This window comes from Neisseria perflava, from assembly GCF_024170405.1.
Taxonomy (GTDB): domain Bacteria; phylum Pseudomonadota; class Gammaproteobacteria; order Burkholderiales; family Neisseriaceae; genus Neisseria; species Neisseria perflava_B.
In genome coordinates this window covers 136,598-150,230 of record NZ_JALJYC010000001.1, presented here as the reverse complement: position 1 = coordinate 150,230, position 13,633 = coordinate 136,598, and the positions used below count along the sequence as shown (strand labels likewise).

12 protein-coding genes are annotated in these 13,633 nt (G+C 48.5%); all 12 read left to right on the top strand.

Annotated elements, in window-relative coordinates; translation table 11 throughout:
- Nucleotides 1-135 precede the first annotated feature (135 nt).
- The 12 genes from pilM (at nt 136) to J2T37_RS00645 (ending at nt 13,628) form a co-directional block, all read left to right on the top strand.
- Nucleotides 136-1,242 carry a type IV pilus assembly protein PilM gene (pilM, locus tag J2T37_RS00700; RefSeq protein ID WP_253353295.1) on the top strand — a complete coding sequence of 369 codons (1,107 nt, stop codon included), beginning with the start codon at nt 136-138 and terminating at the stop codon, nt 1,240-1,242.
- Between the two features lie 4 nt (nt 1,243-1,246).
- The gene (locus J2T37_RS00695; RefSeq protein ID WP_253353267.1) at nt 1,247-1,858 is read left to right on the top strand and encodes a PilN domain-containing protein; all 612 of its coding nucleotides are present in this window, start codon (nt 1,247-1,249) and stop codon (nt 1,856-1,858) included.
- The gene (locus tag J2T37_RS00690) at nt 1,858-2,556 is read left to right on the top strand and encodes a type 4a pilus biogenesis protein PilO (protein WP_253353266.1); all 699 of its coding nucleotides are present in this window, start codon (nt 1,858-1,860) and stop codon (nt 2,554-2,556) included. The genes J2T37_RS00695 and J2T37_RS00690 overlap by 1 nt, the downstream gene beginning before the upstream one ends.
- Nucleotides 2,557-2,562: 6 nt before the next feature.
- On the top strand, nt 2,563-3,168 hold the full coding sequence (locus tag J2T37_RS00685; protein ID WP_253353294.1) for a pilus assembly protein PilP: 606 nt from the start codon (nt 2,563-2,565) through the stop codon (nt 3,166-3,168).
- 20 nt (nt 3,169-3,188) lie between these two features.
- The gene (pilQ, locus tag J2T37_RS00680; protein ID WP_253353265.1) at nt 3,189-5,294 is read left to right on the top strand and encodes a type IV pilus secretin family protein; all 2,106 of its coding nucleotides are present in this window, start codon (nt 3,189-3,191) and stop codon (nt 5,292-5,294) included.
- Between the two features lie 120 nt (nt 5,295-5,414).
- The gene (locus J2T37_RS00675) at nt 5,415-5,939 is read left to right on the top strand and encodes a shikimate kinase (protein ID WP_253353264.1); all 525 of its coding nucleotides are present in this window, start codon (nt 5,415-5,417) and stop codon (nt 5,937-5,939) included.
- A 414-nt stretch (nt 5,940-6,353) separates the two neighbouring features.
- The gene (gene aroB / locus J2T37_RS00670) at nt 6,354-7,433 is read left to right on the top strand and encodes a 3-dehydroquinate synthase (RefSeq protein WP_253353263.1); all 1,080 of its coding nucleotides are present in this window, start codon (nt 6,354-6,356) and stop codon (nt 7,431-7,433) included.
- 145 nt (nt 7,434-7,578) lie between these two features.
- Nucleotides 7,579-8,421 (top strand): class II glutamine amidotransferase, encoded by an 843-nt coding sequence (locus J2T37_RS00665; RefSeq protein ID WP_253353262.1) that lies wholly within the window; start codon nt 7,579-7,581, stop codon nt 8,419-8,421.
- 141 nt (nt 8,422-8,562) lie between these two features.
- Nucleotides 8,563-9,033 carry a transcriptional regulator NrdR gene (nrdR, locus tag J2T37_RS00660; RefSeq protein ID WP_253353261.1) on the top strand — a complete coding sequence of 157 codons (471 nt, stop codon included), beginning with the start codon at nt 8,563-8,565 and terminating at the stop codon, nt 9,031-9,033.
- A 14-nt stretch (nt 9,034-9,047) separates the two neighbouring features.
- Complete coding sequence (gene ribD, locus J2T37_RS00655; protein ID WP_253353260.1) at nt 9,048-10,148, top strand: bifunctional diaminohydroxyphosphoribosylaminopyrimidine deaminase/5-amino-6-(5-phosphoribosylamino)uracil reductase RibD; 1,101 nt, start codon at nt 9,048-9,050, stop codon at nt 10,146-10,148.
- A 537-nt stretch (nt 10,149-10,685) separates the two neighbouring features.
- Nucleotides 10,686-11,993, top strand: coding sequence for a nucleotide sugar dehydrogenase (locus J2T37_RS00650; RefSeq protein ID WP_253353259.1), 1,308 nt, complete (start codon nt 10,686-10,688; stop codon nt 11,991-11,993).
- Between the two features lie 207 nt (nt 11,994-12,200).
- Nucleotides 12,201-13,628: a lipopolysaccharide biosynthesis protein gene (locus J2T37_RS00645; protein WP_253353258.1), complete on the top strand. Its 1,428-nt coding sequence runs from the start codon at nt 12,201-12,203 to the stop codon at nt 13,626-13,628.
- The last annotated feature ends 5 nt before the right edge of the window (nt 13,629-13,633 follow it).

Below are 13,633 nucleotides of genomic sequence, written 5' to 3'. Positions count from 1 at the left end.
CCATTACAAGCATTAAATAAAGTAAAATAGCTGACGGTTTCGATAAAACACAGTTACTACCGTGCAAAGAGACTCCATCGCTTACGGATACTGGAATCGTAACCCACGACTCTAATGATACAGGGAAGTCATATGATGCGCTTATTTAAAAGCACAAAAAATACCACCGCCCAAACCAATAAAACAACGGGCGGACAAGGCAGCCGCACGGCCATCGGCATTGACATCAGCCAGCACACCATCAAAATGGTACAGCTGACAAGCCGTAGTTTAAACCAAATCCAGTTGGAAAAATACGTTATTACCAAACTGCCTAAGAATATTGTTAAAGGCAACAAAATTCAAGATTATGACCATCTTGTTACATATCTGCAACATACTTACACCCAATTACGCAGTTCTTGTAAAAATTTTATTGCTGCCATCCCTAATAGCCAAGCAACGGTTGAACAAGCCATCTACAATCCGAACCATACCGGTTTGGATTTGGAAGCGTTTGCCGAATCCGAAGTGGCGCAAATCGGCCCGGTTGAAGAGCTCAATTATGACTACCAGATTACCGGCACTTCCGTTTCACCCGCAGGCCAACAACTGCTGACCGTAGCCGCCAAAAAAGATGACGTAGAACCCCGCATTGAGATGTTTGAAAATGCAGGGTTGACCTTATCAGCAATGGATTTGGATTTATTGGCACAACGAAATGCCTTTGCTTTTTGGATAAACAACCATGCGCCGGAGCTGACCAATGAAAAAATTGCCATCTTCGGTATTTACGCAACGCAGATGTATGCATTAATCATGCAAAATGATCAAATCCTCTACAAGCAAGAAACACCTGTCAGCACCGAGCAGCTTAACCAGCTTATCCAGCGTACCTATCAGGTAACGGAAGAACAAGCCGCGCAGATAATTTCTTCGCCGACCAAACCGTCCGACTACCAAACGCAGATTACCGACCGCTTCAACGTACAAGTTGCCCAAGAAATCCAACGCGTATTGCAGTTTTACTACACCACCCAATCCTCTGATACCTTCTCCGGTATTAAACATATCTTGTTAACAGGGTTGGCGGCTCAACAAAGCGGATTGGCGGAAAGTATCTTTTCCCAAACCAATACGGCAACACAATGCGCCCATCCCGCTGCGTATGCCGAAAGAAGCAGCAAAATCGACTTACCGCAATTACAACTGGACGTACCGTCTTTAACTTTGGCATTCGGCCTGGCCTTAAGGGGGCTGTAACAGCATGATAGAACTTACCAAAATCAACCTTCTCCCCTACCGGGAAGAAATCAGACAACACCAAAAGCAAAAATTCAAAATTTTAATGCTGTGCGGATTGCTGGCAGGCTTAGGTTTGTCTGTGCTGACCTACCTCTTCATCAACAGCGCCATTGACAACCAAGAAGGTCGTAACCGTTTCTTAGAAACCGAAATTGAAAAGCTCGATAAAGACTTGGGCGAAATTAAAAAATTAAAACAGGAAAAAGAAAGCTTCTTAGCCAAAAAGCAAAAAGTTGAAGAATTACAGAAAAAACGCTATCAAGCCGCTCAAATCATGGATGCATTGAATGTCCTGACACCTGACAACACCTACCTGACCTCGTTGGAAGCCGAAACACCAACCCTCTACAAAATTACCGGCAAAGCAGTCAGCGACAACAAAATCGCTATGTTTATGCGCACCTTACCCAGCACCGGTATTTTCTCTCAACCTGAGTTAATCAGCATTAAAAAAGTAGATAGGTATCAGGAGTTTACATTAAAAGTTTCGCTCAACCAAAATAGCACACCAGCCACACCTGCGGCCTTCCCTGAGGACGCTACGGTTGAACAGCCGGAACAGGAGCAAGAATAATGGCCGCGAAGAAATTAAAAAATCTAGATGTGCAAAACTTATACCAGCTCAATATGCCATCACAATTAGCTTTGGCAGGCCTCATTGTTGTCATCGTATTAGCTTTAGGCTATGCCGCATTGTTTCGCAGCCAGCTGGATACCCTGACGCAACAGCAAGACAAAGAAACCAAACTCAAAGAAACCTATACCCAAAAAAGCATTGAAGCGGGTAGCTTGAACAACTTAAAAGCCGAGCTCTCCTCTATTCGTTCCGCATTCGATGTTTTATTGCGCCAATTACCCACTGATGCAGAAATCCCGAACCTGATTCAAGAGTTGCATCAAGCGGGTTCGGATAACGGATTGCGCCTTGATAGCGTTATTCCTCAAAGCCCGTCTAACGACGGCCCGATTCAAAAGCTGCCTTATGAAATCGCTGTAACCGGCAAATACCAGCAAATCAGCCAATTTACCCGAGATGTTGGCGAACTGTCGCGCATTATTACCTTGGATTCCATCAAAATTCAACCCAACATCGGAAAAAACAATAAAGACAGTAAAAATGACTCGCTGACACTCAGTGCCACAGCGACGACCTATAAAGCCCGTCCAGCGGAAGAAGTAGCTGCTGAATTAGCAGCAACCCAAGAAAAGCAAGACAAGGCTAATGGAAAAGGCTCAAATAAATCCAAGAAAAATAAAAAGAAAAAAGGCTAGGCAATGATGAAACATACTTTCTTACTCGCAAGCGTCCTCTGCATTACAGCCTGCACACCCACTTACGACGATTTAAACCAATGGATGAAGGAAACCCGCAAACAGGCAAAATCCCAAACCATTCCGTTTGAAGCACCTACCGTCACACCGCCTGCAGCCTACAATCCTCCCGCATATAGCGGTTTGAATGCCTTTGATCCCAGACGTTTGGAATCCGCACCCAAAGGCGGCAATGCCCCGAATCCCAACCGCCGCAAAGAAGTGTTGGAATCCTTTAGCCTTGACAGCCTGCGTTATGTCGGCAACCTTTCCAGCAACGGCAGAATCTCCGGTTTTGTTCAAGCGGATAGTCACGTCTATACAGTTGCACCCGGCAATTATATCGGTCAAAATCACGGTCGTATCCAAAGCATTACCGAAGACAAAATCATCCTGACCGAGCTGATTGAAGACAGCTACGGCAACTGGGTGCACCGGAAAGCGGAATTACCATTAAGCAGCCCATCCGATAAAAACGGCGCTGCCATGCCCGTTCCCAATTCAGCGGCACCGGCCAATCCGCCGGAACAAGCGCCTGCCGTTGCCAATCATGCCGCACCGGTTCCAAATTGATTTTAAGGGGTCTCACTTTTATGAAAACCAAGTACATTACCAAATTCCTAGCCGGCCTGAGCATGAGCTCCATGCTTCAGACGGCCTTTGCGGGCAACATTACCGACATCAATGTTTCCACTTTGCCGGATAACCAAAAAATCATCAAAATCCGCTTTGACCGCGACGTAACCAGCCCCAGCGGGTTTGTCACCACTACTCCCGCGCGTATTGCATTGGATTTTGCCAACACCACCATCCAGCTACCGCAACCCGTTTTAGAATATGCCGACCCGCTGCTAAACCAAATCACAGCAGCGCAAAACAACAACCGCGCCCGTATCATGCTGGGTTTAAACAAAAGCAGCCAATACAATACCGAAATTCGCGGCAACGAAGTATGGGTATTCGTTAGCGAAACCGCCGACCAAACTGCCGCTATTCCGGCGCAAACCGCTGAATATGTCCCGCAACCGGCACCTCGCGCCACTCAAACCAGCCAAACCGTAACCTCGGCCAATATCGACTTTCGCAAAGGTACACGCAATTCCGGCATTATTGAGCTGACCGCCCCGACCTTCTCTGGCGACCCGGAAATCAAAAAGCAAAATGACCGCCTGGTTATCACGCTGAAAAACCATCCTTTGCCAACTCAAGCCCAGCGCAGCTTGGATGTAGGCGATTTCAACACGCCGGTACAAAATGTTACGCTCAAACGCATTGGCAATGCCACCCAACTGATTATCCGCAACAACGGTAATTGGGACGTTACCACACGCTCCGCAGCCGGCCGCTTTACCTTTGAAATTGCCGCCAAAGCCACGCCTGCTGAGTCGCGCGGTTTGAATGCCAACGCCAACAAGTCCTTCAACGGACGCCGCATTTCTTTAGATTTCCAAGACGTAGAAGTGCGGACAATTTTGCAGATTTTAGCCAAAGAGTCCGGTATCAATATCGTCGCCAGCGATACCGTCAACGGCAAAATGACTTTGTCGTTGAAAGATGTACCTTGGGATCAGGCTTTGGATTTGGTCATGCAGGCGCGTAATTTGGATATGCGCCGCCAAGGTAATATTATCAACATTGCCCCGCGCGAAGAGCTGCTGGCAAAAGACAAAGCCTTTTTGCAAGCCGAAAAAGAAATCGCCGAACTCGGCCCGCTGTATTCGCAAACCTTCCAACTGAAATACAAAAACGTCGAAGAATTCCGTAAAATCCTGCGCTTGGAAGAAAACGGCAGCAGTAGTGGTAATTCCGGCAACGGCCGCAACACCCTGTTGAGCAACCGAGGCAGCGCTCTGATCGACCCTGCCACCAATACGCTGATTATTACCGATAACCGCAGCGTGATTGAGAAATTCCGCAAACTGGTTGATGAGCTGGACGTGCCTGCCCGTCAGGTAATGGTCGAAGCGCGTATTGTGGAAGCAGAAGAAGGTTTTTCACGTGATTTAGGGGTTAAATTTGGTTATAGCGGTACCAACGGCTCGAATAGTTGGGGCTCTAGTTTGTCTGGCAGTACGAGCGGATATTCCGTTTCCAGCAGCAGCCCAAACATCAGTCTGCCGACAACCAATACCGCAACAACCTCTATTGCCTTGGTGCGCTCTTTTGCCTCCGGTGCATTAGGATTAGAATTATCCGCAGCCGAAACACAAAACAAAAGCAAAACCATCTCTAATCCGCGTGTATTAACCCAAGACCGCAAAGAAGCCACCATTGAATCCGGCCAGGAGATTCCTTACCAAGAATCTACTTCTAGCGGCTCCACTTCCGTGACCTTTAAAAAAGCTGTATTGGGTTTAACCGTTACGCCGAATATCACACCTGACGGTCAAATTATCATGACCGTAAAAATCAACAAAGACACGCCTATATCCTGCACTACTGATGGCGTGACCACGCTGTGTATCAGCACCAAAAACCTGAATACGCAGGCCATGGTAGAAGACGGTGGTACATTAATTATCGGTGGTATTTATGAAGAGGAAAACAGTAATACCACTAATAAAGTTCCTTTGCTAGGCGATATTCCGGTATTAGGCAATTTGTTTAAATCTCGCTCCCGTGAAGAAACCCGCAAAGAGCTGTTGGTCTTCCTGACTCCTCGCATTATGGACGGCCACGGTAACAACTTGCGCTACTAAAACCCATAAAAAGGCATGCTTATAACAAAAAGCATGCCTTTTTTGATAAACTATTGCATTAATATCAGGCAATCGCCCAAATCAAACATTTTCCTGCCAATATCATATAGAATCTTTCACATGGAAAAAATCAATGGCAACTTAATCTTAGTCGGGCTGATGGGCGCGGGCAAAACCACCTTGGGCAAACATATTGCCCAACTGCTCGGGCGGCAGTTTTACGACAGCGACCACGAAATCTGCGTGGCTTCCGGTGTATCTATTCCGACCATTTTCGAAATGGAAGGCGAAGAGGGCTTCCGCAACCGTGAAAGCGCCATTTTGAAAAAACTGGCGCAGCAGGAAAATATCGTGCTCTCCACCGGCGGCGGCTCGGTTTTGCGCGAGGAAAACCGCCGCTGTCTGCGCGAACACGGTACGGTCATTTATCTGCACACCCTGCCCGAAGTCTTGTTGGAACGTACCCGCTACGACACCAACCGTCCGCTGCTGCGCGTGGAAAATCCGTTAGCGAAATTGCAAGAGCTGTATAACGTGCGCGATAAAATCTACCGCGATACCGCGCATGTGGTAATTGAGTCGGGCAATTATCAAAAAACCATCCAACATGTGCTGGACGCATTAAAACAACCTGCCGACGCTTAAACCGGCGGCGACCTTAGCAAAGGCCGTCTGAAAATACGCTGTTTTCAGACGGCCTTATCTACTTTAGTAACGTGAGTTCGGGATAAGCAGATAGAATATCTTTTTAAATTTCAGAAACGTGTTTCTTTTTGCAGACGGAATCCGCGAGGATTCATCATTCCCGCCTGCGCAGGAATGACGAAAATCTGGCGATTTTCTATCTGCCGAGATATCGTATATAGTTCTGAAAATATTTAAAACGCTTATCCCGAACTCACGTTTAGTAGAATCAACTAAGCCGTGTAGGTTGTGTTGAACCCGACATTGCCTCGTTCCATTGGGCATTTCATCCCAAGCTACGGGCTATTGGTTACTTCCCGAATCCACATTAATGAATTTGCCTCTGAATCCCGATTCCGATTTTTAGGATTGATTATGCACACCTTGACCGTTCAAACCCCATCCCACCCCTATCCGATTTTCATCGGGCAAAATCTGTTGGATGAAGCCGACACCCTGCTCAAGCCGTATTTGGGTAAAAAGGCCGCCATTGTGACCAACGAAACCGTCGCACCGCTGTATTTGGAAAAAATTCAGACGGCCTTGGATAAAGCGGGCGTCGAACATTTCAGCATTATCCTGCCCGACGGCGAGGAATATAAAAACTGGCAAACACTCAACCTGATTTTCGATGGCCTAATGCAACACCGCGCCGAACGCAAAACCACGCTGATTGCGCTCGGCGGCGGCGTCATCGGCGATATGGTCGGTTTTGCGGCGGCGACTTACCAGCGCGGTGCGCCGTTTATCCAAGTACCGACCACGCTGTTGAGTCAGGTGGATTCGTCTGTCGGCGGCAAAACCGCCATCAACCACCCGCTCGGCAAAAACATGATAGGCGCGTTTTACCAACCGCAGGCGGTGTTGGCCGATTTGACCACGCTGCAAACCCTGCCGCCGCGCGAATTGTCAGCGGGCATGGCCGAAGTCATCAAATATGGCACACTCGGCGACATTGAATTTTTCGAGTGGCTAGAGCAAAACATGGCCGACCTGATGGCACAAGACCAATACAAGCTGGCGCAGGCCGTGTATCACTGCTGCAAAATGAAAGCCGACATCGTGTCGCAAGATGAAACCGAACAGGGTATCCGCGCTTGGCTCAACCTCGGCCACACGTTCGGCCATGCCATCGAAGCCGAAATGGGCTACGGCGTGTGGCTGCACGGCGAAGCCGTGGCCGCCGGCTGCGTGTTGGCAGGACGTTTGTCGGAAGAGCTTGGCAAAACGACCGCCGCTGATACCGCCCGCATTGCCGCCTTGCTCGAAGCCGCCAATTTACCGTCTGCGCCGCCGAAATTTGCGTTCGACAAATGGATTGCCCACATGAGCCACGATAAAAAAGTCAGTAGCGGCGTGATGCGCTTTATCGGTCTCGACTGCTTGGGGCGTGCCAATATTACCGAAATCACCGATATGGACATTCTGCGCCGCACTTTGCAACCGTATGTCTAAACACAAGGCCGTCTGAATAGGTGTGAAAACGAAATCCATGATTTCTGTCATACCTTTTCAGACGGCCTATCGCTTAAATACGCTGAAACTGCTACACTTTAGCTATTCCGTTTGTTTATACAGACTTCACAACAAGGCGTACACCATGTGCCAGCTGCTCGGCATGAATTGCAATACCCCCACCGACATCATGTTTTCCTTTGAAGGTTTCCGCAGACGCGGCGGCATTACCGACCACCACGCCGACGGCTTCGGTATCGGCTTCTTCGAGGGCAAGGGCGTGCGCCTGTTTCACGACGACAAACCCAGCGCCAAATCGCCCGTGGCCGACCTTATCCGCGCCTACCCCATCAAATCCGAAAACGTCATCGCCCATATCCGCAAAGCCTCGCAGGGGCAGACTTCGCTAGCCAACACCCACCCGTTTATGCGCGAAATGTGGGGCGAATACTGGCTGTTTGCCCACAACGGCCATCTGTTTGATTTTTTCCCCAAAGAGGGCGAATTTTACCACCCCGTCGGCGATACCGATTCCGAACGCGCGTTCTGCTACCTGCTCAACCGCCTGCGCTGCCGCTTCGACCGTAAGCCCGACGAAGATACCCTCTTCGCCGCCGTTACCGAGTTGACGCATGAAATCCGCAGCTACGGCCTGTTTAATTTCGTCATGTCCAACGGCGATTCCCTGATTGCACACGCCAGTACGCTGCTGCACTACATCGTGCGCAAAGCTCCGTTCGGCCAAGCCCGCCTGCTGGACGAAGACATTATGGTCGATTTTGCCGAAGTCACCACACCGAGCGACAAAGTGGCCGTCATCGCAACCCTGCCGCTGACCTGCAACGAAACCTGGCAGCAGCTGGCGGTGGACGAATTGGTGATGTTCCGCCAAGGCGACATCGTCCACCGCGACCGGCCGGAAAATCCTGTGTATATAAGTGCGGAAGAAGGTTTGCGCATTGCGCGCGCCGTCGGCGTGTCGGTGTAACCGCTTACGGTATGCCGAGGCCGTCTGAAAAAACATCCTATTTTTATTTTCAGACGGCCAACGCAGCAAAAACCCTGTCCCCTATACGGGTATTCGCATATCCGTTACAATAACTGCTCGTAACCCCTTGATTTGACCGCCATGAAATGTCCGTTTTGCCAAAACGCCAACACCCAAGTGACCGACTCGCGCCTGCTGGAAGAAACCAACAGCATCCGCCGCCGTCGGCGCTGTCTGAGCTGCGGCCAGCGTTTCAGCACCTTTGAAACCATCGAAATGCGCATGCCGCAGGTCATCAAAACCAGCGGCTCACGCGTGGGGTTTAATCCGCACAAATTGCGCACCAGCTTGGAGCGGGCGTTGCACAAACGCCCCGTCTCTGCCGAAAAAATCGACGAAACCGTCGCCCTAATCGAGCAGCGCTTATACCGGCTGGGCAAAAAAGAAATCCCCTCACAAATGGTCGGCGAAATGGCAATGGAAGAGCTGGCAAAAATCGACCAAGTCGCCTATGTGCGCTTTGCCTCGGTGTATAAAAGTTTCAACGACGTATCCGAATTTACCCAGGCCATCGCCACCCTGCCGCAAATCCAAACCGATGAAGCTGAATAAGGCCGTCTGAAAATATGTTTACCGAAACCGATACCCAAATGATGAAAACCGCCCTTGAGCTTGCCGGACAAGGGCGGTTTTCCACTTCTCCCAATCCGCGTGTCGGCTGCGTTATTGCCCGAGGCCGCCAGATTGTCGGCCAGGGTTTTCATGTCAAAGCGGGCGAACCGCACGCCGAAGTACACGCCCTGCGGCAGGCAGGCGCGGCAGCCCAAGGCGCGACAGCCTATGTCACGCTCGAGCCTTGCAGCCATTACGGGCGCACCCCGCCCTGCGCCGAAGCGCTGATTCAAGCCGGAGTCGCCCGCGTCGTCGCCGCCATGACCGACCCCAATCCGCTGGTTGGCGGCAAAGGGCTGGCCATGCTGCAAGCCGCCGGGATTCAAACCGAAAGCGGTTTACTGGAAGCCGAAGCACGCGAACTCAACCGAGGCTTTCTATCGCGTATCGAACGCGGTCGTCCGTTTGTACGCCTCAAATGCGCCGCCAGTCTCGACGGCAAAACTGCCCTTTCAGACGGCCGCAGCCAATGGATTACCGGCGAAGCCGCCCGTGCCGACGTGCAAATGCTGCGCGCCGAAAGCTGCGCCGTCTTGACCGGCATCGGCACCGTACTCGCCGATAATCCCTACTTGAACGTGCGCGCCTTCCCCACCCTGCGCCAACCCGCCCGTGTGGTACTCGACAGCCGACTGCGCACACCGCTTGACTGCCACTTGGTTTCAGACGGCAGCAGCCCCACTATCATCGCTACCCTGGTTGACGACGAAAACCGCCTACGCCCTTATCTGGCACACCCGCACATCCGCATCATCAGGCCGTCTGAAAACGCTACTGGGCAAATCGACTTGCCCGACCTCTTGCGTCAAATGGCCGAACTCGGCTACGGCGAAGTCATGGCAGAAACCGGCGCTACTTTATCTTCTGCCCTGATTCAGGAAGAGCTGGTGGATGAAATCGTGCTGTACCAAGCACCCAAAATCTTGGGCAATCCCGGACGCGGATTGTTTGACCTGCCGGAAAACCCATCGTCCCTGATACAAGACAGTAAGTGGCGCAGCCAATCCGCTGAAATTTTAGGTAATGACATCAAATGGGTCTTACGTTTGAAATAACCCGGCTTCAGAAAATATCCTTATAAAAAAGCATGGCGACAACAATATCGCCATGCTTTTTTGCATTTACTTTGTCATTCCAAATAAATTTCTTTATTTTTATTCATAAATAATCAAAGCAAAGATTAATCTTCGTTAACCAAAGTAAATAAAAGTACAATATCATTACTTACTATAACCTTTCAAATTCAGAAGCGCTTTTTACCAATTTGTTCCAATTAACAAATTTTACATTCTTATCAAAAGGTTGCTTTGTCATTTTTGCCAATTTCCTTATCCAAATAGCCTAAACCGAAGGCATAACTACCGAATAACTGTTTTTTTGCGCGATAAAACTTTTTCGTTTGAGATGAATCTTACGAATGTTTATGATGGCTTCGATACTATGAGAGAGAGACACTCCGGTTCTATTTCTCTTCTGTGAGTAATAAACCTGAAGTTTTCCTGGCTATCGGATTCAATATCCGGCATGGATTCGCTCATCAACCATCAGTACCCGTATTGACCAAGTTTTTATCCATAACATGAGAAAATATCATGAAAAATACCACCATTCAAAAATTTGCCGATAAAACTGCAAAAATCGGTATCGTCGGTTTGGGCTATGTCGGTTTGCCCCTGATGCTGCGTTATGTTGAAGTCGGCTACCAAGTCTTAGGCTTCGACATTGACGAAACCAAAGTCAACAAGCTCAACAAAGGCGAAAGCTATATCGAGCATATTTCTGCCGATAAAATTGCTGCCGCCAGCAACAGCCTGTTTGAAGCCACTACCGACTTCTCTCGCATTGGCGAAGTAGAAGCCATTATCCTGTGCGTACCGACTCCGTTGAACAAATACCGCGAACCGGATATCAGCTACGTTGTAGATACTACCGATGCCGTGAAACCTTATCTGCGCGCAGGTCAAGTTCTGTCTTTGGAATCCACTACCTACCCGGGTACAACCGAAGAAGAGCTGCTGCCTCGTATGGAAGAAAAAGGCTTGAAAGTCGGCAAAGACGTATTCTTGGTTTACTCTCCCGAACGTGAAGATCCGGGTAACCCCAACTTTGAAACCCGCACCATCCCGAAAGTTATTGGCGGCCATACGCCTGCATGTTTGGAAGTCGGCATTGCGTTGTACCAACCGGCAATTGAAAAAGTCGTACCGGTTAGCTCAACCCGAGCCGCAGAATTGACCAAACTGCTGGAAAACATCCACCGCGCCGTCAACATCGGCTTGGTCAACGAGATGAAAATCGTTGCCGACAAAATGGACATCGACATCCATGAAGTGATTGATGCTGCGGCAACCAAACCATTCGGCTTCGTTGCATACTACCCGGGCCCGGGCTTGGGCGGTCACTGTATCCCGATTGACCCGTTCTATCTGACTTGGAAAGCACGTGAATACGGTGTCAATACCCGCTTCATCGAATTGGCCGGCGAAGTAAACTCCCACATGCCCGACTATGTTATCAGCAAAGTAGGTTTGGCATTGAATGAACATAATCGTTCTATCAAAGACAGCAAAGTCTTGGTACTGGGTATCGCTTACAAGAAAAACGTAGATGATATGCGTGAGAGCCCATCTCTTGAAGTGATGGAGCGCTTGGCAAACTTGGGCGCAGATGTTGCCTACTCTGACCCGCACGTACCGGTATTCCCGCATATTCCGGAACATACCTACTTCGATTTGCAGAGCGAACCGCTGACAGCTGAAAACATCGCCAAATTCGATTGCGTGGTATTGACTACCGACCATGACAAATTTGACTATGATCTTCTGCAAAAACATGCAAAACTGATTGTAGATACCCGTGGTAAATTCTCCGGTAAACATGCGAACGTTGTAAAAGCATAATTCTCCGGATTGACCTCCAAAAAGCTGATTGGCCTGCTTTACAAACGGCCAGTCGGCTTTCTTTGAACAGCAGTTGTAGTAATGGTCGTTCAAAGAAAGCCGCTGAAATAAAATCCTTCGGCGCAACAACCATCATCATATTTATTATAATAAAATTTTTAATAAACCCTTACGCCTAAACTTTTCAGGCCGTCTGAAACCACCATTATGAACGCACGGAAAATACTCGGTTACGCACTTGGCCCTATCGGAAGCGCTGCTTTCGGTATTGTGTCGTTGCCGCTGATTTCATGGTATTTCCCTGCTGAAGACATTGGCCGTATTGTTTTATTGCAAACGGTTTCTTCTCTGTCAATTTTGATTTTGGGACTTGGTCTTGATCAAGCTTATATCAGAGAATATTACGCTTCCGAGCACAAGGCCTCGTTATTTAAATCTTTATCTTACCTCCCTTGCCTGTTTATTGCGGCAGTGACGATTATTATTGCCTTATGGAACGCAGCTTGGCCGTCTGAAATTGTTTTTTCTTTAAATAATCACTCGCTAGGTATTTTATTCCTGGTTTTTTTGGCAACTTCACTGTTTGCCCGTTTTTTAGCCTTAATCCTACGAATGCAGGAACGAGCTGTAGCATTTTCATTCAGCCAATTAACACCTAAATTCTTTATTTTGGTATTTGTCTTGGCCTATGTGGTATTAAGTTTACCCACAAATACAGTCAGCTTGGTTTTTGCTTATTCCGCAGCGCAAGTCATTACGGTGGCCGTATTAATTTTTCAAACTAAAACAGATTTGCGGGCTATTCACAAAGCACCACTATCAGCAGATATCTTAAAGTCTGGTTTGAAATACGGTATGCCTTTGGCCATCGGTAACTTAGCCTACTGGGGTTTTACTTCGGTTGACCGTTTCGCGCTGAAAGAATTGGCCAGCTTAGAAGAATTAGGCGTTTACTCCATGGCCGTCAGCTTTGGCGCTGTCGCTTTGATTTTTCAAAGTGTTTTTTCAACTATCTGGGCGCCACTGGTTTTTAAATGGGTTAAAGAAAATACCAATTTAGATAAAATCGGCGGGATTACCCTTTCGATGACCGCGCTGATTAGCGGCATTGTTTGCTTTGTCGGTATTTTCTCACCGGTTGTGACATGGATATTGCCCAAACAATATGCACCGGTACAGTTTATTTTGCTCTCCAGCATGCTGTTCCCCTTGCTGTACACCCTCACCGAAGTCAGCGGTATCGGTTTGAATGTTGTCCGTAAAACTTGGTTGATTACCTTAGTCAACTTAGTCGCATTTGCCTGCAATTTCAGCTTGCTCCACTTGCTTATTCCATCCTTAGGAGCCAGAGGTGCAGCAATGGCCAGTGCCATCTCATTTTGGCTGTTTTTCATCTGTAAGACAGAGTTATCTTCTTTATTGTGGCAACCCCTGCCACGGTTGAAAATTTACAGCAACGTAACCGTTTGTCTATTGATTTGCCTAAGCTATACCTACTGGGGTAACAGCAGCAATTATTGGCTATTTGCCATTATTTGGCTTATCGGCTTAATCGTTTTAGTGATGTCCCACAAGCAACAGTTGGCAAATGCCTTACAAATGATTAAAGGCCGTCTGAAAAAAAATAATAACTAACAGAG

Excerpts from the sequence above, each read along its gene's own strand:
- pilM (WP_253353295.1), top strand. The coding sequence starts at position 136 with ATGCGCTTATTTAAAAGCACAAAAAATACCACCGCCCAAACCAATAAA.
- J2T37_RS00695 (WP_253353267.1), top strand. The coding sequence starts at position 1,247 with ATGATAGAACTTACCAAAATCAACCTTCTCCCCTACCGGGAAGAAATC.
- J2T37_RS00690 (WP_253353266.1), top strand. The coding sequence starts at position 1,858 with ATGGCCGCGAAGAAATTAAAAAATCTAGATGTGCAAAACTTATACCAG.
- J2T37_RS00685 (WP_253353294.1), top strand. The coding sequence starts at position 2,563 with ATGAAACATACTTTCTTACTCGCAAGCGTCCTCTGCATTACAGCCTGC.
- pilQ (WP_253353265.1), top strand. The coding sequence starts at position 3,189 with ATGAAAACCAAGTACATTACCAAATTCCTAGCCGGCCTGAGCATGAGC.
- J2T37_RS00675 (WP_253353264.1), top strand. The coding sequence starts at position 5,415 with ATGGAAAAAATCAATGGCAACTTAATCTTAGTCGGGCTGATGGGCGCG.
- aroB (WP_253353263.1), top strand. The coding sequence starts at position 6,354 with ATGCACACCTTGACCGTTCAAACCCCATCCCACCCCTATCCGATTTTC.
- J2T37_RS00665 (WP_253353262.1), top strand. The coding sequence starts at position 7,579 with ATGTGCCAGCTGCTCGGCATGAATTGCAATACCCCCACCGACATCATG.
- nrdR (WP_253353261.1), top strand. The coding sequence starts at position 8,563 with ATGAAATGTCCGTTTTGCCAAAACGCCAACACCCAAGTGACCGACTCG.
- ribD (WP_253353260.1), top strand. The coding sequence starts at position 9,048 with ATGTTTACCGAAACCGATACCCAAATGATGAAAACCGCCCTTGAGCTT.
- J2T37_RS00650 (WP_253353259.1), top strand. The coding sequence starts at position 10,686 with ATGAAAAATACCACCATTCAAAAATTTGCCGATAAAACTGCAAAAATC.
- J2T37_RS00645 (WP_253353258.1), top strand. The coding sequence starts at position 12,201 with ATGAACGCACGGAAAATACTCGGTTACGCACTTGGCCCTATCGGAAGC.